A 17,687-nucleotide genomic window follows, 5' to 3' on the forward strand; every position below is an offset into this window, starting at 1 on the left:
CGGGTTCCCTCAGCCGCTCCCCGACCGCCTAGTCTCGGGGCATGCCGTCGCGCGCGTGGTACGGAGTCGGGGTGGCGCTCGCGCTGGTCGGTGTCGTGGGCGCCGTGATGCTCGGTCTGGCAGCCGCGGGAGTGGCCCGCGACGCGGAGGTGACCCGTCTGCCGGCGGACGGTGCGCTGACGGTGCCGGACCACCGGTTCGCCGTGTGGGTCAAGGCCGACGTGCCGTCCGACAGCACCGGCGACGACCTCGGTGTCTCCTGCGCGCTGACGCCGGAGGGCGGACCCACGCTCGACGTGCCCGCACTGCGCAACCAGTCCGCGTCGGTCGTGGGGTGGCACCTCGTCGCCCTGTCGGCGAAGGACTCGCTGCGCACCTGGGAGGGTGCCCCGGCAACACTGTCGTGCGGCGCGGAGGACGCGCGCCTGACCGACGCGCAGTGGGGTACGGGCAAGCAGCCGCAGGTGCTCGGCGTGCTCGCCCTGTCCGTGGGTGCGCTCTTGGTCGGGACCGGCGGCGTGGTCCTCGGCGTGTTCGCGGCGCTGCTCGTGTGGTTCCTGCGGCGGCGGAGCGCGCAGCGGCACGCGCCCGTCTGAGGCCGGTGCTGCGGCGTCCTTTTCCCGCCAGTTCGCGGGGCCCGTCACTGCTGGGATAGAGGTCGCACCACGGCCGCCGAGGACCGCGGCCCTCACGTCTCGGAAGGACATCACCCATGAAGATCGCACTCATCACCGGCGCCAACAGAGGAATCGGGTTCGCCGCTGCACGCCGCCTCGCGAAGGACGGTCACCACGTGATCGTGGCGTCGCGCAACGCGGCGGACGGCGAGGAGGCGGCGCAGCTCCTGGTCGAGGAAGGACACTCCGCCAGCAGCCTCACCTTGGACGTCACCGAGCCGGCCCAGATCCGGTCGGCGGCCGCCCACATCGGTGAGGAGTTCGGGCACCTCGACGTGCTGGTCAACAACGCCGGCATCCTCCCCGAGGCGACCGAGGCCGAACCGGGGAGCATTCTGGACCGCGCGATGTTCGAGAAGACCTTCGCCACGAACGTCTTCGGGCCCGTCGCGGTCTCGTCCGCCTTCTTGCCGTTGCTGCGCAAGAGCGCGGCTGGCCGGATCGTCAACGTCTCGAGCACGATGGGATCGCTGACCGACCAGTCCGATCCCGAGTCGGCGTACTACCCGATGGTGCTGCCGGCGTACCAAGCCTCGAAGGCCGCCCTGAACAACGTCACGGTCGCGCTGGCGAAGGCGTTGGCGCAGACACCGATCAAGGTCACGTCCGTGTGCCCCGGATGGGTCCAGACCGATCTCGCTCCCGGCAACCGCGAGCAGGCACCCACGACGACCGAGGCCGCAGCCGAGGTGATCGGTGCGGCGGCCACACTCCCCGAGGGCGCCGCGTCAGGCACCTTCGTCGATGCCGGGGGGACGGTCCCGTGGTGAGCAGTGGTGTCCCGTCCGTCGGGCCTAGGTCGTCCCGCCGAGCGGGAGGTCGATGCGGGCGGCGCCGTCGTCGGTGAGGCGCACCGGCACTCCCCAGTCCTGCTGGTGTACGTGGCACGCCGCACCGATCTCGTCGCCGTCGTCGCACGAGGCCGCCATCGCCGCGATGTGGAGGACACCGTCACCGACGGCCGGGTCGAGGACGAGGCGTCGTACGAGGCCGGTGCCGCGGCCCTCGCCCTCGCGCAGCAGCGCGGGCGGGGTCGCGGTGACGACGAGACGGGTCGCCGGACCGTACCGCTCGTCGAGGTGCTGTCCGGGAGGCGGCGTGAACGCGATCGCGAGCTCGACCTCGCCGCTTCGCACCTCGGTCGCAGGGCGGCCGGTGGTGTGGCTCGCGCCGGTGGCCCGCGCCGAGGCGCCGAGCGGCACACGGGTGAGGCGGTGCGCGGCCGACTCGACGACGAGCAGGTCGGCGCCGTCGAGGAGCAGTCCGGCGCCGTCGAGGAGCAGTCCGGACGGCTCGGCGAGGTCGGCCGCGAGCGTGCTGACCTCGCCGGTCGCCGGGTCGTAGCGGCGGACGGCACCGTTGTAGGTGTCGGCGATCGCGACCGACCCGTCCGGGAGCACGGCGAGGCCGAGCGGGTGCTGGAGGAGCGCGTCGCCGGCAGGACCGTCGACGAACCCGAAGTCGAACAGCCCCTTGCCGATGACCGTCTCGGCGACGAGTGCGCCACCGTTCTCGACGATCCGACGCAACGCGCTCGTCTCGGGGTCGGCGAGCCAGAGGGTGTCGCCGTCGGGTGCGAGGCGAGAGGGCTGCGCGAACCACGCCTCGGCGAGCGGGCCGTCGACCATGCCTTCGTTGGTCGTCCCGGCGACGATCTCGACGTCGCCGGACATCGGGTCGTACGTCCAGAGCTGGTGGATGCCCGCCATCGCGATCCACACGCGGTCGCGCCACCACGCGACGTCCCACGGAGAGGAGAGCGAGCCCGTGCCGTCGCCCTGCATCCACTGACGGCCGTCGCCGGCGAGGACCTGCAGGGCGCCGTCGGCGAGGTTCAGCCCCAGGAGCCGGTGCGCCACCGTGTCGGCGACGACGACGTCGTACCCGAGGACGTCACGCAGCTCGTCCGGGAGCACGAGCAGGCCGTTCGGCTCACGGAACCCTTCGTACCGGCGCAGCACGGTCGTGGCGTCTGCCGCGAGCTCGACGAGGCTGCCGCTCCCGGCGTCGGCGACCAGCAGCGAGCCCGACGGCAGCCGGATCACGGACGCGGGGAAGCGCAGGTCCCCCGGCTCGGGCGTGGGGGCGACGTACGGCGAGCGGCCGCGGGTGAGCGTGCCGCGCGCCTCGTACTCCGGCACGAGCCGTGCGAGCAGCGCGTCGATGGCGTGCACGTGGCCCTCCCCCGCGTACTGGGCGATGACGTAACCCTCAGGGTCGATCAGCACGAGCGTCGGCCAGGCGCGGGCGGTGTACGCCTGCCAGGTCGTGAGCGCGGGGTCGTCGAGGACGGGGTGCGTGATGCCGTTGCGAGCGACGGCGGCCGCGAGGGCGTCGGCGTCGGCCTCGTGCGCGAACTTCGGTGAGTGGACGCTCACGACGACCAGCGCATCGGCGTACGTCGACTCGAGCGGCCGCATCTCGTCGAGGACGTGCAGGCAGTTCACGCAGCCGGAGGTCCAGAAGTCGAGGATCACGAAGCGGCCTCGTAGGTCGGCCAACGTCAGGGGCTCGCCGCCGGTGCCGAGCCAGCCGCGACCCCGCAGCTCGGGAGCACGTACGCGAGGCTTGAGTCCGTCCGTCACCTCTCTATTGTCATGCGGAGGGGCGCCAGGGGACCACCGCGTCCCCTAGGCTGCCGCGCATGGATCTCTCGTTGTATGTCGACGCCTGGGCCGAGTCGGCCGAGCGCACGCTCGCCCTCCTCGCGAACCTGCCCGCCGAGGCATGGGCCGCACCCACCGGGTGCCCGGGCTGGACGGTCCGCGACGTGGTCGCGCACCTCGCTGCGCTCGAGTCCGAGCTCTCGCACACCGGCCGGGGCGGCCCTAGCGAGTTCCACGCCGAGGGCAGTGAGGTCGAGGCCGCTTACACCGAGGCAGGAGTCCGTCAGCGCGACGACATGTCGACCGCCGAGCTCCTCGACGAGCTGCGTATCGCGGTCGCCGTACGCCGCGACGTGCTCGCCACCGTGCCCGAAGACCCACGGGCACCGGCCGAGGACACCCCCGGGGGCATCGGCTGGAGCAACGAGGTGCTGCTGCGCAACCGGATGATCGACATGTGGGTCCACGAGCAGGACATCCGGGTCGCCGCCGGCGTCGCGGGCGGGTACGACGGCAAGGCGGCGGTACTGGTCGTGAGCGGGTTCCTGCTCGCGCTCCCGTACGTGCTCGCCAAGAAGCTCAAGGCCGCTCGGGGCACCAGCCTGGTCCTCGAGCTCACCACGCCGATCACGCGTACGGTCACGGTCGGGGTCGGCGACGACGGGCGCGGCCGGCTCCACGACGGCGCGAGCGACGATGCCGACGTCCGGATCACGATGACGGCCGACACGTTCGTCACGCTCGTCGCCGGTCGCGAGGCCCTCCAGCCTCTGAGCCTGACCTGGACAGGCGACTCCACCCTCGTCGGCGACCTGCTCGCCGAGATCGCGGTGACGCCGTGAGCGGAGATCCCTCCGGAGCAACCGGCGCTCCCGGGGGCACAGCGCGCGGTGCCGACGCCGCGTCCTGGAGCACCGAGGACATCCCTGACCTGACAGGCAAGGCCGTCGTCCTCACCGGCGTCACCGGCGGCCTCGGCACCGAGGCGGCCTACCAGCTCGCCCACCACGGCGCCCGCATCGTGGCCACCGGCCGTGACCTCGCCAAGGTCGAGGAGGCGCTGACCGCCTTGCGCCACGGCGTCCACGACCTCGACGCGACAGCCGTCCGCATCGACCTGGCCGACCTCGGCTCCGTGCGCGAGGGCGCTGCGGAGATCATGGCGCACGCCGGTACCGTCGACGTCCTCCTCAACAACGCCGGCGTCATGGCGTCGCCGCGCCGCACCTCCGCGCAGGGCTTCGAGCTCCAGATGGCCACCAACCACCTCGGCCACTTCGCGCTCACCGCGCACCTGTGGCCGATGCTCGTCGCGAGCCGCGCGCGCGTCGTGTCGGTGTCGTCGTTGATGCACTCATTCGCCCGCGGCATCGACCTCAAGACGCTGCAGCCGCACGCCGAGCTGCGCCGGTACGGCCGGTGGACGGCGTACTACCAGTCCAAGCTCGCGAACCTGCTGTTCATGCGCGAGCTCGACCGCCGTGTGCGGGCCGCGGGGATCGACGTCACGAGCGTCGCGGCCCATCCCGGCTGGGCCCTCACCCACCTCGATCGATCGGGGTTCGAGCTCGGCGGGCGCTCCTTCCAGCGCGTCCTCGTTCACCAGGTCAGCCGAGCGATCGCGCAGTCGGCCGCCGCCGGCGCCTGGCCCCTGGAGCGCGCCGCGACGGAGCCGGGCCTGCCCGGCGGCTCGTACGTCGGGCCGTCCGGACCGCGTCAGCTGCGCGGCCGGCCCCGGCTCGTCGGGATGACCTCGACGGCGCGTGACCCGCAGCTCGCCGCCGACCTGTGGGCCGCGTCCGAGGCCGCGGCGGGCTTGACGTTCGACGCAACCTGACGGTGTTCCCGAGTACTTCTCTCCCGCTGGCGCCGCGAGGCGGTTAGGCTCCGGCCATGCTCGTACGACGGATGGAAGACTCCGACCTCGACGCGGTCCTCGCCCTCAACCAGAGTGCGATCGACGGTGTCGGGGCGCTGACGGCCGACAGGCTCCGTGAGATCGTCGGGTACGCCGACCAGTCGGTCGTGAGCACCGACGCGGACGGTGTGCTCACCGGGTTCGCGCTGACGCTGCCGCCCGGCACGCCGTACGACAGCATCAACTACCAGTGGTACAAGGACGAGTACGACGCCCAGGACTATGCGTACCTCGACCGCGTCGTCGTCGCCCCCGACTTCCGACGACGTGGCGTCGGCACCCTCCTCTACAACGTGCTCGAGGAGCGGGCGCGTGCCCGCGAGCTCGTGGCACTCGAGGTCTATGTCGACCCACCGAACGAGCCGTCGCTCGCGTTCCACCGCGCCCGCGGCTACACCGAGGTCGGCCGCCTCGACCATCCGAACGGCAAGAAGGTCGCGATGCTGGTCAAGCGCGTCGGCTGATCCTCCCGCCGCCGCTCCGGACGTCATACGTTTCGTGGTCCCTGACCCGCAATCGGTATGACGTCCCGGGTGGGGGATCAGACGGAGACCGACTCGCCGCGCCGCATCGCCTCCAGCATCTCGGGCGCCGTCGCCGCGAGCTTGCGCCGCATCACGCCGCGGTGCCGCAGGATCATGGTGATCCCGAGCGCCCACGGCACCGCCTGCACGGCCATCGCCCAGCCGAACGCGTCCGACGGGTAGGCATCGGTCCCGGCCGGCGTCAGGACGTCGAGCACCACCCCGATCGCGAGCATCGTGCACAGCGACGCGATGAAGCCGCCGGTGTTGACCAGCGAGGTCGCGAGCCCCGCCCGCTCGGCGCTGCCGAAGGTGCGGACGAAGTCGAACCCGACCATCGACGCCGGTCCCCCGACCGCCGTGACGACCACCATCACGACGAGCAGCCAGTACGGAGCGTCGCCGGGCCACAGCAGGACCGCCGCCCACGCGCACGCGATCGCGGCGATGATCGCCACCGTCGTGGACGAGCGGTGGTACGGCCGGTGGGAGGTGAGCCACGCGAGGAACGGGCCCGAGGCCATCGTCGCCAGCGTCAGCAGGGTGAGCAGGAACGCCGCGAACGCCGGCGAGGCGTGCTCGCCACGCACGAAGAACGGGTAGCCCCAGAGGATGCCGAGGACGGTGCCGCTGAACTGCGTCGAGAAGTGCGTCCAGAAGCCGAGCCGGGTGCCGTCGTCGGCCCACGCGTCACGGACCCGGCGCCCGAGTCCCCGCACCTCCAGCGGCGGACCGAGGTGACGACGCATGCCCGGCCGGTCGTGCACGACGACGACCAGCGCGAACGCGAGCACCAGACCGACCGCTGCCGTCACGAGGTAGGCGGTAGTCCAGCCGACGTGGTGCAGCGCCCAGGTCATCGGGACTGCGGCGAGGATCATGCCGGCCTGCCCGCTGATCCCGGTGAGCTGGGTCATCAGCGGGACCCTGCGCGGAGCGAACCAGTTGGCCACGAGGCGCAGCACGCACACGAACACCATCGCGTCGCCCGCACCGACTGCGATGCGGGCCGCGAGCGCCACCGGGTACGAGGTCGCGAACGCGAACCCGACCTGCGCCACGCTCAGCGTCAGCACACCGGTCAGGATCACGGCGCGAGGGCCGAACCGGTCGAGCGCGAGCCCCACAGGGATCTGCATCCCGGCATAGACAACGAGCTGCAGGACGGTGAACGTCGAGAGCTGCGCAGCGCCAATGCCGAACCGCTCGGTCGCGTCGAGCCCCGCGACCGCGAGCGACGACCGGTGGAAGACGGCGAGGACGTAGACGAGCAGCGCCACGACCCACACCGCGTAGGCGCCACGCCGCAGGCCGAGACGTCGCGAGACGGTCGCGATCACGCGTCGACCGTCGCGTCGCCGTTGGCGTCGCCCTGGACCGCGTGCCGCGACGTCGCGAGGTGCCGGTCGTTCGCCGCGACGAAGGCGCTGAGGTCGTCCCCCGCGATGAGCATGGCCAGCTCACGGTGGTCCCGGATCGCGCGATCCATCCGCGCCGGCGAGGGGCCCATCGCCGTCGCGTTGATCATCATCTGCCGCTCCCGCAGGCTCCGGTAGAAGCGCGACAGGTGCGCGTTGCCCGCGGCGTCGACGACGACCTCATGGAACAGACGGTCAGACTCCGTGAACGCGGCGAGGTCGTCGTCGGCACGGTGCTCCTCCATCGCCTCCACCTGCGCGTCCATGGCGGGACGGACCCGCGCCCCCTCGGCGAAGGCCCGCGGCGCCGCCCACTGCTCGACCAGGGCACGCGCCTCCCACATCGAACCGGCCTCGGCACTCGTGACCGGGAGGACGATCGCGCCCTTCTTCGGGTAGATCCGCACGAGCCCCTCCGTCTGCAGCCGCAGCAGCGCTTCGCGGACCGGAGTGCGCGAGCAGCCGAACCGCTCTGCCAGCACCACCTCGCCGAGCTCGTCCCCGCCCGGCAGGTCGCCGACGAGGATCGCACGCTTGATCGCCGCGTACGTGCGTTCGGTCGCGGAGGTGCGGGCGGTGGGGACCGTGGGCGGAAGGGCAGAGGCCGGTGATGCACACATGTTGCATACATGATCGCAGGCGGCCGGCGCTGCCAGCGGAGCGGGTACGGTTTGGCACCTTTCGCCGTACGGGGCCGTGTGCCGCAGGTGTGAGGATGGTCGGGCCCCGCACCCGAACCCAGGAGCCGTGATGCTGTCCGACATCGTCGTCGTCGATCTCACCCGTGCCCTCGCCGGCCCGCACGCCGCGATGATGCTCGGCGACCTGGGAGCGACGGTGATCAAGGTCGAGTCGCCCGGCGGCGACGACACCCGCCAGTGGGGTCCTCCGTTCGTGACGGGGAGCGAGGGCGACGAGCAGGCGACCTACTACCTCTCGTGCAACCGCAACAAGCTCTCGGTCACCGCCGACCTCAAGAGCGAGGAGGGTCGGCGCCTGCTCGAGCGGCTCGTCCTCCAGGCCGATGTCCTCCTCGAGAACTTCCGGCCGGGCGTGCTCGAGCGGCTCGGGTTCGGTTACGAGCACCTGCAGGAGCTCAACCCGCGGCTCGTCATCTGCCAGATCACCGGATTCGGGCACGACGGACCGGAGTCGACACGTGCCGGCTACGACCAGATCGCGCAGGGCGAGGGCGGCCTGATGAGCATGACCGGCCCCGACGCCGAGCACCCGACGAAGGTCGGCGTCCCGATCGCCGACCTCCTCGCCGGGATGAACGCCGCGTACGGCATCGCGGCCGCGCTGCACGAGCGCGACCGTACGGGCCGTGGCCGCGTGGTGCGGACAAGCCTCCTCGCGGGCATGGTCGGCGTGCACGCGTTCCAAGGCACCCGCTGGACCGTCGCCGGTGAGCTCCCGCGCGCCGCCGGCAACCACCACCCGTCGATCTCCCCGTACGGGCTCTTCCGCACCGCCGACGCTCCCGTACAGCTCTCGGTGGGCTCCGAGGGGCTGTGGAGACGCTTCGCTCCGCTCATCGGCGTCGACGTCGACGACCCCGCGTTCTCGTCGAACCCGCTGCGCGTCCGCAACCGCGACGCGCTGACGGCGCGGATCGAGTCGGCGTTCGCCTCCGAGGGCGCCGAGGTCTGGTTGGCGCGGCTCGCCGAGGCTGGCGTCCCTGCGGGCAAGGTGCGCCAGCTCGACGACGTCTATGCCTGGGACCAGACCCTGTCGCAGGGCCTTCTCGTGGAGGTCGACCACGAGACCCTCGGGCCGATCGAGATCCCCGGTCCCGTCCTGCGGCTCGACGACAACCCGTACGCGGGTGCGCGCGAGAAGAACCTCGCGCCGCCGCGGCTCGGTCAGCACAACGCCGAGGTCGACGCCTGGCTCGACGAGCAGGAGTCCGCCGCTCGCTGAGCGGCTTCGGTGGTCCGCGCTCGAGCGTCAGCCCGCGTCGCGGCGCGCGGTGAGCACCGCGATCACCCGCTCGGTCCAGGCGAGGTTCTCGCGCTCGAAGGCGAGGCCGCGCTCAAGGGTCAGGTACGGCCCCACCCGGTCAGCCTCACGGAGGTAGGTCTCCGAGTCGCGACCGTCGAGCATCCGCTCGCGGACGACCTCGAACAGGTGCTGCTTGGCCCGGAACTCCTCGGCCTGCTGCGCGACCGCGGCGAGGAGCGCGTCGAGATCGGCGACATCCGCAGCCTGGACCTTCACCATGAGGTCGCTGCGGATCGCCTGCGAACGGGCCGGCGCCGACGCGTACGCGCGCAGCGCCGCGAGGCCGGTTTCGTTGAGCGAGAGCACCTTCTTGGTCGGACGCCGCTCCTGCGGCACCACCTCGACGTCCACCAGACCGTCGTTCTCGAGCCGATCGAGCTCGCGATAGAGCTGCTGCGGCGTCGCCGACCAGAAGTGCGCCGACGACACGTCGAACACCTTGCTCAGCTCGTACCCGGACGCGTCGCCTTCGAGCAGAGCGGCGAGCAGCGCGAACCTCAACGACACGACGCCAACCTAGCCCGCCGTGCTGCCGTACGCCCCGAGGGCACCGAGCAGTCAGGTGACCCGCGCGTCGTCGACGCGGCCGCCGTGCTCGAGCCACCACCGCGCACCCGCGCGCATCTCGGCTGATCGGCGGCGATCTCGGGACAACCTCGCAAGGACGGGGTCCTGCTGCATCCCGGCGGCGAACAGCGCCGCGTGCGCGACACCTTGGTCGGCGTGGCCCAGCAGCGGCGCCACTCCCGCGACCGGCCCACCGGGCACGTGCGCGAGCGTCACCAAGGTTTGGCGCAGGTCGGCTCCGGACTCGTCGAGCCGCGTGATCAGCGCGTCGCGCTCGGCCTTGCCCACGACGTACGGGAGCACTCCCGGCGCTCCGTCGAAGCACCGGTTGGGATGCGTCTGCTCGATCAGCACCTCGGCGAGTACCGGGGCGTACGGGCTGCGCGCGAGAAGCATCGCGGACTGGTGGCGTACGTCGTGGCTGGTGGCGCTGTAGGCGTCCTCGATGACCGCGCGTCCGACGGCGTCGACCTCGCGTCCCGTCACGGACTCGATGCGGGCGGTCGCTCCGCGGACCGCCGTCGCGAGCATCGTCGCGCGGCTCGTCGCCGAGCCGGCCACGCCGCGCGGACGCGTCGGGAAGAGCTGCGGACGCAGCCTCCGCAGCCGCTCGGCGGTCTGCGGAGGGAGGACGTCGAACAACGGCACGATGCGGACGAGGGCGTTCTCGTTAGACCCGTCGAACAGGATCTGTGCAAGCTGTGCCTCGAGCGCAGCCATCGATGACGGCGTGACCTCGTGCCGGGTGAGCTTGCGGTGCAGCCCCCACGTCGCGCCGAGCTGCAGCTGCGCCGACGGCTGACCGAGCAGGGAGATGAGCGTGTTGACGGCCTTCTCCGCCCGCACCTCGGCGATCAGGATGACGGGGATCAGCGTCGCCTGCGCGGTCGGGTCGATCACCTGGGCGCCGATCGTCTGCATCACCCGCCCCTGGTGGGTGGGCGACTCGATCAACCGCCGCAGCGCCTCGTAGCGGGTCACGAGCGCGAGGCCGTTGGCGCGCGACGCCTCGCTGACCAACCGGGCCACGAGCGGACCCGTCTCAGCGGCGAGGGTGTCGTCGACGGCGTGGCGTGCCGCGACGCAGCCCGCCCACTCGAACCAGTCGACACCCTCGACGACCGAGCCCTGCACCGTCGCGAACGCCTCGCTCAGGATCTCGTCGGACACCTCGGTCGTACGGGTCGGGGGCCGTGCACCCCACGAGCGCGCCACGCCTTCGCACAGCGCCGCGAGGCCGGCCCGGGGCAGCCCGAGGATCTCCTCGTACGACCGCAGGACCGACTCGGGGACACGAAGCCTGCCGGACTCCCATCTCGAGATGCGAGAGGCGTCTGCGCGGTGGCCGTGGCGCGCGAGCACCTCGGCGTACGGCTGCAGCTTGCGGAGGTTCGTGTCGGCAGACATCAACCGCCATTGGCGCAGCAGCCAGCCGACGCGTTCGTACGCGCTGACGTCACGTGACTCACCTGTCACCGGATCACCCCTTCGCCCCCCGGCCCCGGTTGTCCTCAAGCAAGGTAACGAGTGGACGGCAGAGCGGAGAGGAAAACGGCAGAAGTGGCGCATTCACGACATCCGTATGTCAGGTCCGCGCCGTCATCGACCCGCCATAGGGCGATGTCAGAGCGTCATGGCGCTCGCCGGGTCCTCCAGCAGGCGGCCGACGTCGGCGAGGAACCGCGATCCTTGCGCGCCGTCGACGACGCGGTGGTCGAACGAGACCGCCAGCGTCGTCACCCACCGGGGCACGATCTCGTCGTCGACGATCCAGGGCCGGCGGTTGATCGCCCCGACAGCAAGGATCCCAGTCTGGCCCGGGACAAGGATCGGCGTCCCCGCATCCACGCCGAAGACCCCGACGTTGGTGATGCTGAACGTCCCGCCCGTCAACGCCTCGGGCTGCGTCTTGCCCTCGCGGGCGGTCCGGACCACGTCGCCGATCGCGGCCGCGAGGTCGGGCATCGTCAGGCGGTCCGCGTCACGGACCACCGGCACGAGGAGCCCCCGCGAAGTTGCCGTGGCGATGCCGAGGTGGACGTCGTGCTTGAGAACGATCTCCTGCGCGGCACCGTCGAAGGTCGCGTTCATCTCCGGCGTACGCCGAAGCGCGAGGCACACGGCACGGATGACGAGCAGGAGCGGCGAGACCTTGGCCTCTGCGAGGTCGGGGTCGAGGCGCATCCGGTCGACGAGCTCCATCGACCGGGTGACGTCGGCCGTGAGCCACTCGGTGACGTGCGGAGCGGTGAACGCCGAGGCCACCATCGCCTCCGCGGTGGCCTTGCGGACACCCTTGACCGGAATGCGGGTCTCGCGCTCGGCCGACGGTGGCGCAGCGGCGGGTGAGAGAGGGGCGGGGGCGAGAGGGGCGCTCGCTGGCGTCTCGGCTCCCTCCGCGTACGCCTCGAGATCCGTTCGCCGCACGATCCCGCCCTCGCCGGGCGGCACCTCGCGGAGGTCGATGCCGAGGTCCTTCGCGAGCTTGCGGACGGGCGGCTTGGCGAGCGTCCGGAGCGGGAGGTCGCGCCCTCGATACGCGCCTCGCTCCTCGACGGCCGGACGGCGGCGGCGCCGTACGGACTGCCGCTCGCGCGGGCCGTACCCGACCAGCGTCGCCACGGGCGTGGGCTCCTCGGCCGACGGGGTCTCGACAAGCTCGACCGACGGGGTCTCGACAGGCTCGACCGACGGGGTCTCGACCGCGAGGATCGGGGTCCCGACCGCGACGGTCTCCCCCGCAGGGACGAGCAGGGCGGTGACCGTGCCGGCGTACGGGGTCGGGAGCTCGACGACCGACTTCGCGGTCTCGATCTCGCAGACGATGTCGTTGACCTTGACGGTGTCGCCGACGGCGACGTGCCAGGAGAGCATCTCGGCCTCGGTCAGTCCCTCGCCGGGGTCGGGCAGGTTGTACTCGTGGGTCGTCACGGGCCTCACCACGCCAGGCTTCGGTCGACGGCGTCGAGGACCTGGTCGAGGTCCGGCAGGTAGGACTCCTCGACGCGGCTCGGCGGGTACGGGATGTCGTACGCGCCGACGCGCAGCACTGGCGCCTCGAGGGAGTAGAAGCACTCCTCGCTGATGCGGGCCGCGAGCTCGGCACCCATCCCGAGGTTGCGGTACGCCTCGTGGACAGCGACCACGCGTCCGGTCTTGCGCACGGACTCGTACACCGGCCCCATGTCGAGCGGCGAGAGCGTCCGCAGGTCGATGACCTCGAGGTCGAGCCCGTCGGCGATCCCCGCCTCCGCAGCACCCATCGCGACGGACACCGACGGCCCGTACGCGAGGACCGTCGCCGTGCTCCCGGCCCGGACGACGCGTGAGCTGAACAGCGGCGGCGGTGTCGCGTCGAGGTCGATCTCGGCCTTCGTCGAGTGGTAGAGCCGCTTGGGCTCCAGGAAGATCACCGGGTCCGGCGAGGCGACGGCCTGCTGGATCATCGCGTACGCGTCGCGCGGGTTGGAGCACGCGACGACCTTGAGGCCGGGCGTGTGCGCAAACTGCGCCTCGGGGCTCTCGGAGTGGTGCTCGACCGCCCCGATCCCGCCACCGAACGGGATGCGGACGACCAGCGGCATCGAGACGCGACCGCCGGAGCGGTAGCGGTACTTCGCGACCTGGCTGACGATCTGGTCGTACGCGGGATAGACGAAGCCGTCGAACTGGATCTCGACCACCGGCCGGTATCCGCGCAGGGCGAGACCGACGGCCGTACCGAGGATCCCCGACTCCGCCAGAGGCGTGTCGATCACGCGATCCTCGCCGAAGTCCTTCTGGAGGCCGTCGGTGATGCGGAAGACGCCGCCGAGCTTGCCGATGTCCTCCCCCATCAGCACGACCTTGGAGTCGCGGTCCATCGCCGCGCGCAGACCGGCGTTGAGCGCCTTGGCCATCGTCATCGTCACCGTGCGGCTCATCGCGCGACCTCCTCCTCCAGGCTCGCCGACCAGGACCGGAACTCCTCCTGCTCGGCGGCGATCTCCGAGGTCTGCTCTACGAAGACCTGGTCGAAGAGCGTCGTCGGATCCGGGTCCGGGAGCGCCCGCACCTCCGCGCGCAGCCTCTCGCCCAGGGCCTCCGCCTCGGCCTCGACGTCGGTGAAGAACTGCTCGTCGACGGCGTGGACCCGCCGCAGGTACGCCCGTACGCGCTCGAGCGGATCACGCAGCTTCCAGCGCTCGACCTCGTCGGAGTGGCGGTAGCGGGTCGGGTCGTCGGTCGTGGTGTGCGCCCCCATGCGATAGGTGAAGGCCTCGATCAGGCTCGGCCCGCTCCCCTCGCGGGCTCGTTGCAGCGCCTCGGTCGTGACCGCGTGCACGGCGAGGACGTCGTTGCCGTCGACCCGCACACCGGGGAAGCCGAAGCCCGCCGCGCGCTGGTAGATCGGCACCCGCGTCTGGCGCGCCGTCGGCTCGGAGATGGCCCACTGGTTGTTCTGGCAGAAGAAGACGACCGGCGCGTTGGTCACGGCCGCGTACACGAACGCTTCGTTGACGTCGCCCTGGCTGGTCGCACCGTCGCCGAAGTACGCGATCACCGCCGCGTCCCGCCCGTCCTCACCGGTCCCGACCGCGCCGTCGCGCTGCAGACCCATCGCGTAGCCGGTCGCGTGGAGCGTCTGCGCGCCGATGACGATCGCGTAGAGGCCGAAGTTGTGCTCGTCGGGGTCCCACGTCCCCTGGTCGGTGCCGCGGAAGAGCCGCAGCAGCGCGATCGGGTCAACGCCGCGGCACCAGGCGACACCGTGCTCTCGGTATGTCGGGAAGGCGTAGTCCTGGGCTGCCAGTGCACGACCCGAACCGATCTGCGCAGCCTCTTGGCCGAGGAGTGACGCCCAGATGCCGAGCTCTCCGTGGCGCTGGAGCGCTGTGGCCTCGGTGTCGATGCGGCGGGTGAGCACCAGGTCGCGGTAGAGGCCCGCGACGACCTCGTCATCGCCGTCGTACTGGTAGTCGGGGTGCTCGACCCGCTCGCCCTCAGGGGTGAGCAGCTGGACGAGCGGAGGGTCGACGGGGTCGGCCATGCGGCACTCCTCGCGTTCGGCGGCCCGGGGTCACCGCGGCCGGCGGATGTGAGTCGTGGGGCGCCTACCTGTTGGTGTTTGGCGCGCACCCCACCGGTGTGAGCATGCTCACACCGTGCAGTCAGGCTAGCACTGGGGAGCGCCGCACGGCCCCGTCATCAGGAGGTCTGGCTGGTCACCGTCACCCCATTGTCGGCGGCGTCGCCGGTGGAGAACACGTAGTCGGCAGCCGCCGCGTCACCGAGCTGCGCCTTGAGGAACAGCGCCGCCCAGCGGGCAGACGTCGCGATGCTCGCCGCTTGCGAGATCGGCTGAGCGCTCGCATCGGGATCGGCGCCGGCAGGGTTCTGCGCATTGGTGATGCCGTAGTGGTTGGCACCGGCGACGCGGACGATCTGCTTCGGTCCGTTCTCGAGCTTCGTGTACGAGGTCTCCGCGTCGGCCGGAAGCGCGACGCCGTCGACCGTGCCCTGGACGAGCTGGACCGGGATCTGGTTGTCCATGCTCGCGGAGTTGCCGAACAGCGGGGACTTGTTGTTGGTGCCGAACAGCGACGCCGCCTTCACCTCGCTGGGCAGCGAGTAGCCGAGCGTGGTGCAGAACGGGATGCCACAGCTCTCCTCAGCGACACCGAGCGCAGCGGCGCCCCCGAAGGAGTGACCGAGCAGCACGAGCGTGTCGGTGTCGATCTTGCCAGCGAGCGGCGAGGAAGAGTTCGCGTTCTCGTCGTCCATCCAGCCGATCGCCTCCGCGGGCATCTTCTGGGACGGGTAGTAGTCCTGGTCGAAGAAGACGAGGCGCTTGTGGTTCGGGACGACGACCACGAAGCCGTACGAGGCGACGGCACGTGCGTACGCCGCGTAGTGCATGCGGTGGACCTGAGCCCCCTGCATGAGCAGCGCGACCGGCAGCTCACCCTGCGCGTCGGACGGGTAGTAGACGTCGGCGCCGTCGTTCACCACCTGGCTCGAGTAGTGCGCGACGGTGGGCTCCGCAGAGGCTGGGGCCGGGGAGACGGCCAGGACGCTACCGGCAAGTGCGGCGGCAGCGGCGAGGCGGGCGGGACGGGCAAGGCGCATGTGACCCTCCATATGTTGGAACGGCGTTCCATCGGTGTCGCGTACCCTTCCGCGCCCGACCGACGTCGGTCAAGAGGTATGGCCGAACAGTCCGGCGTACGGTCATCTCATGCCGTCCGCGTGGATCGCGCCGATGCTCGCGACCCTGTCGTCGCGGCGCTTCGACGACCCCGCCTGGGTGTTCGAGCGCAAGCTCGACGGCGAGCGCCTGATGGCGGTCCGCGACGGCACCGACGTACGGCTGTGGACGCGCAACCGGCTCGACGTGAGCGCGAGCTATCCCGAGATCGTCGAGGCCCTGCGAACACTGGACGGCGCGAAGGACTGGGTCGTCGACGGTGAGCTGTGCGCGATGCGGGGCGACCAGACGAGCTTCGAGGACCTCCAGAAGCGGATGCACGTCACCGATCCCCGCACGATCGCGAACGCGGGCGTCACGCTCGCATACTGGGCCTTCGACCTGCCACGTTTCGACGGCCACGACCTGTGCCCGCTCCCGCTGACCGCCCGCAAGGACGCCCTGCGCGACGCCTTCTCGTTCTCGGACACGATCCTGCTCAGCGAGCACGAGGATGAGCACGGGCTCGCGCTGTTCCACCACGCCGAGGAGGCCGGATGGGAGGGCGTGATGGCCAAGCGCGCCGCGTCGTCGTACCAGCCCGGACGGCGCTCGGCGGACTGGCTCAAGTTCAAGGTCGTACGGGGCCAGGAGCTCGTGGTCGGCGGCTGGACCGACCCGCAGGGATCGCGGTCGGGCCTCGGAGCCCTGCTGCTCGGCTACTACGACGGCGACGCGCTGCGGTACGCCGGCAAGGTCGGCACCGGCTTCGACGAGCGCACGCTCGCCCAGCTCGGCTCGTTGCTGGTGCCGCTGGCCACCGACACGAACCCGTTCGCAGAGTCGGCCGCCGAGATCCGCAAGGCCAGCCGTTCGAGCCCCTCGCAGACCCACTGGGTGGAGCCGCGGCTCGTCGTCGAGATCGGCTTCAGCGAGTGGACGGGCGCGGGCCGACTGCGTCACCCCCGCTATCAGGGGCTGCGCGACGACAAGGACCCGCGCGAGGTCGTCCGCGAGGAGCCCCGCCCGATCGGTCCGTGACCGAGACCTTCGACCGGCGGCGCCGTCAGCGCGTGGCGGAGACCAGGGTGGACACCCCGAGCGTGGTAATGATGCCGGCCGTGCCGCGGTCGATCGCGCGCTGCACCCGCGGGCGCCGCAGCCACGTCAGCGCCCGCCCCGCGACGGTCGCGATCGCGGCGAAGTAGACGAACCCGACCGCAGCGAAGATCGTGCCGAGCACCAGCGTCGCACCGAGCGAGGCCTCGTGGCCGGGCAGGAACTGCGGCACGACCGCGACGAAGAACAGGCCGACCTTCGGGTTGAGGACGTTCGAGATCAACCCCGCCCGCATCGCGGCGCCGGCCTTGACCCCGTACGCGCCCTCGACGTCGCCGAGCCCCTGCCCACGGCGCAGCAGCGCCCGCAGACCGAGCCACAGCAGATACAGCCCGCCCGCGATCTTGACGACCCGGTACGCCCCGGCCGACTGCTCGAGCAGCGTCGCGAGACCTGCGGCGACGGCGAGCGCCCAGAGCAGGGAGCCGGTCGCCGAGCCGAGCGCGGCCGCCAGCCCTGTACGGGTGCCGCCGAGGCTGAAGCGCAGCACCAGGAACGTGTCGGGACCGGGCGTCAGCGCGAGGAGCACGCACAGGCCCGCGAAGCCGAGGAGAAGCGAGGGATCCATTTTTTCCTGAGAAACAACAAAATAGGCAACCTGAAAAACAAGACAGTCCAGAGCATAGCAACCTGCGATCGAGATGAGCGAATCAGTCGGCATTCTGCACCCCGCGTCACCGAACGGACT

The 17,687-nt window shown here is 71.4% G+C and carries 17 protein-coding genes; 7 read left to right on the forward strand and 10 right to left on the reverse strand.

All coding sequences use genetic code 11. The annotated features are described in order from the left end of the window. The first annotated feature begins 41 nt into the window (after nucleotides 1–41). Together HCT63_RS15580 and HCT63_RS15585 are read left to right on the forward strand one after the other, a co-directional pair. The gene (locus HCT63_RS15580) at nucleotides 42–596 is read left to right on the forward strand and encodes a hypothetical protein (protein WP_167006745.1); all 555 of its coding nucleotides are present in this window, start codon (nucleotides 42–44) and stop codon (nucleotides 594–596) included. A 116-nt stretch (nucleotides 597–712) separates the two neighbouring features. Then, a complete protein-coding gene (locus HCT63_RS15585; protein ID WP_167006748.1) occupies nucleotides 713–1,447 on the forward strand; it encodes an SDR family oxidoreductase in 735 nt (244 codons plus the stop codon). Nucleotides 1,448–1,471: 24 nt separating this feature from the next. On the opposite strand, the gene HCT63_RS15590 is transcribed toward HCT63_RS15585, so the two are convergent. Then, entirely contained in the window at nucleotides 1,472–3,262 is a 1,791-nt protein-coding gene (locus HCT63_RS15590; RefSeq protein ID WP_167006751.1) for a thioredoxin-like domain-containing protein, read from the reverse strand. 59 nt (nucleotides 3,263–3,321) lie between these two features. On the opposite strand from HCT63_RS15590, the gene HCT63_RS15595 reads away from it, so the two are divergent. The 3 genes from HCT63_RS15595 to HCT63_RS15605 are packed head-to-tail and all read left to right on the forward strand — an operon-like array spanning nucleotide 3,322 to nucleotide 5,665. Continuing rightward, the gene (locus HCT63_RS15595) at nucleotides 3,322–4,125 is read left to right on the forward strand and encodes a maleylpyruvate isomerase family mycothiol-dependent enzyme (protein ID WP_167006754.1); all 804 of its coding nucleotides are present in this window, start codon (nucleotides 3,322–3,324) and stop codon (nucleotides 4,123–4,125) included. Further along, nucleotides 4,122–5,120, forward strand: a complete 999-nt coding sequence (locus HCT63_RS15600) for an oxidoreductase (RefSeq protein ID WP_167006757.1) — start codon at nucleotides 4,122–4,124, stop codon at nucleotides 5,118–5,120. The genes HCT63_RS15595 and HCT63_RS15600 overlap by 4 nt, the downstream gene beginning before the upstream one ends. Before the next feature lie 56 nt (nucleotides 5,121–5,176). Continuing rightward, entirely contained in the window at nucleotides 5,177–5,665 is a 489-nt protein-coding gene (locus tag HCT63_RS15605; RefSeq protein WP_167006760.1) for a GNAT family N-acetyltransferase, read from the forward strand. 77 nt (nucleotides 5,666–5,742) lie between these two features. Here HCT63_RS15605 and HCT63_RS15610 read toward each other — a convergent pair whose 3' ends face one another. Together HCT63_RS15610 and HCT63_RS15615 are read right to left on the reverse strand one after the other, a co-directional pair. Then, nucleotides 5,743–7,065 (reverse strand): MFS transporter, encoded by a 1,323-nt coding sequence (locus tag HCT63_RS15610; protein ID WP_243843060.1) that lies wholly within the window; start codon nucleotides 7,063–7,065, stop codon nucleotides 5,743–5,745. Continuing rightward, nucleotides 7,062–7,763, reverse strand: a complete 702-nt coding sequence (locus HCT63_RS15615; protein WP_167006763.1) for a GntR family transcriptional regulator — start codon at nucleotides 7,761–7,763, stop codon at nucleotides 7,062–7,064. The genes HCT63_RS15610 and HCT63_RS15615 overlap by 4 nt, the downstream gene beginning before the upstream one ends. 130 nt (nucleotides 7,764–7,893) lie before the next feature. On the opposite strand from HCT63_RS15615, the gene HCT63_RS15620 reads away from it, so the two are divergent. Further along, nucleotides 7,894–9,066 (forward strand): CoA transferase, encoded by a 1,173-nt coding sequence (locus tag HCT63_RS15620; protein ID WP_167006766.1) that lies wholly within the window; start codon nucleotides 7,894–7,896, stop codon nucleotides 9,064–9,066. Between the two features lie 27 nt (nucleotides 9,067–9,093). Here HCT63_RS15620 and HCT63_RS15625 read toward each other — a convergent pair whose 3' ends face one another. The 6 genes from HCT63_RS15625 to HCT63_RS15650 all read right to left on the reverse strand — a co-directional run bounded on the left by HCT63_RS15625 (nucleotide 9,094) and on the right by HCT63_RS15650 (nucleotide 15,822). Beyond that, complete coding sequence (locus tag HCT63_RS15625; protein ID WP_167006769.1) at nucleotides 9,094–9,654, reverse strand: PadR family transcriptional regulator; 561 nt, start codon at nucleotides 9,652–9,654, stop codon at nucleotides 9,094–9,096. Nucleotides 9,655–9,705: 51 nt separating this feature from the next. After that, nucleotides 9,706–11,190, reverse strand: coding sequence for a helix-turn-helix domain-containing protein (locus HCT63_RS15630; RefSeq protein ID WP_167006772.1), 1,485 nt, complete (start codon nucleotides 11,188–11,190; stop codon nucleotides 9,706–9,708). A 147-nt stretch (nucleotides 11,191–11,337) separates the two neighbouring features. Beyond that, a complete protein-coding gene (locus HCT63_RS15635; RefSeq protein ID WP_167006774.1) occupies nucleotides 11,338–12,645 on the reverse strand; it encodes a dihydrolipoamide acetyltransferase family protein in 1,308 nt (435 codons plus the stop codon). A gap of 5 nt (nucleotides 12,646–12,650) precedes the next feature. Next, entirely contained in the window at nucleotides 12,651–13,637 is a 987-nt protein-coding gene (locus HCT63_RS15640; protein WP_167006777.1) for an alpha-ketoacid dehydrogenase subunit beta, read from the reverse strand. Beyond that, nucleotides 13,634–14,743: a pyruvate dehydrogenase (acetyl-transferring) E1 component subunit alpha gene (gene pdhA, locus HCT63_RS15645; RefSeq protein WP_167006780.1), complete on the reverse strand. Its 1,110-nt coding sequence runs from the start codon at nucleotides 14,741–14,743 to the stop codon at nucleotides 13,634–13,636. The genes HCT63_RS15640 and pdhA overlap by 4 nt, the downstream gene beginning before the upstream one ends. 158 nt (nucleotides 14,744–14,901) lie before the next feature. After that, nucleotides 14,902–15,822 (reverse strand): alpha/beta hydrolase, encoded by a 921-nt coding sequence (locus tag HCT63_RS15650; protein WP_167006782.1) that lies wholly within the window; start codon nucleotides 15,820–15,822, stop codon nucleotides 14,902–14,904. Nucleotides 15,823–15,931: 109 nt separating this feature from the next. Here HCT63_RS15650 and ligD point away from each other — a divergent pair, with 109 nt between their 5' ends. Next, nucleotides 15,932–16,921: a non-homologous end-joining DNA ligase gene (gene ligD / locus HCT63_RS15655; protein WP_167006785.1), complete on the forward strand. Its 990-nt coding sequence runs from the start codon at nucleotides 15,932–15,934 to the stop codon at nucleotides 16,919–16,921. Nucleotides 16,922–16,946: 25 nt separating this feature from the next. Here ligD and HCT63_RS15660 read toward each other — a convergent pair whose 3' ends face one another. Further along, a complete protein-coding gene (locus HCT63_RS15660; RefSeq protein ID WP_167006788.1) occupies nucleotides 16,947–17,567 on the reverse strand; it encodes a LysE family translocator in 621 nt (206 codons plus the stop codon). Nucleotides 17,568–17,687: the final 120 nt, after the last annotated feature.

Origin of the sequence: Mumia sp. ZJ430, from assembly GCF_011751845.1 — a bacterium.
In the GTDB taxonomy this organism is placed as follows: Bacteria; Actinomycetota; Actinomycetes; order Propionibacteriales; family Nocardioidaceae; genus Mumia.

What these genes read in the sequence shown, in the direction of transcription:
- pdhA (WP_167006780.1), bottom strand. Translation starts at nt 14,743, where the DNA reads ATGGCCGACCCCGTCGACCCTCCGCTCGTCCAGCTGCTCACCCCTGAG.
- HCT63_RS15620 (WP_167006766.1), top strand. Translation starts at nt 7,894, where the DNA reads ATGCTGTCCGACATCGTCGTCGTCGATCTCACCCGTGCCCTCGCCGGC.
- HCT63_RS15605 (WP_167006760.1), top strand. Translation starts at nt 5,177, where the DNA reads ATGCTCGTACGACGGATGGAAGACTCCGACCTCGACGCGGTCCTCGCC.
- ligD (WP_167006785.1), top strand. Translation starts at nt 15,932, where the DNA reads ATGCCGTCCGCGTGGATCGCGCCGATGCTCGCGACCCTGTCGTCGCGG.
- HCT63_RS15650 (WP_167006782.1), bottom strand. Translation starts at nt 15,822, where the DNA reads ATGCGCCTTGCCCGTCCCGCCCGCCTCGCCGCTGCCGCCGCACTTGCC.
- HCT63_RS15660 (WP_167006788.1), bottom strand. Translation starts at nt 17,567, where the DNA reads ATGGATCCCTCGCTTCTCCTCGGCTTCGCGGGCCTGTGCGTGCTCCTC.
- HCT63_RS15615 (WP_167006763.1), bottom strand. Translation starts at nt 7,763, where the DNA reads ATGTGTGCATCACCGGCCTCTGCCCTTCCGCCCACGGTCCCCACCGCC.
- HCT63_RS15585 (WP_167006748.1), top strand. Translation starts at nt 713, where the DNA reads ATGAAGATCGCACTCATCACCGGCGCCAACAGAGGAATCGGGTTCGCC.
- HCT63_RS15580 (WP_167006745.1), top strand. Translation starts at nt 42, where the DNA reads ATGCCGTCGCGCGCGTGGTACGGAGTCGGGGTGGCGCTCGCGCTGGTC.
- HCT63_RS15595 (WP_167006754.1), top strand. Translation starts at nt 3,322, where the DNA reads ATGGATCTCTCGTTGTATGTCGACGCCTGGGCCGAGTCGGCCGAGCGC.
- HCT63_RS15640 (WP_167006777.1), bottom strand. Translation starts at nt 13,637, where the DNA reads ATGAGCCGCACGGTGACGATGACGATGGCCAAGGCGCTCAACGCCGGT.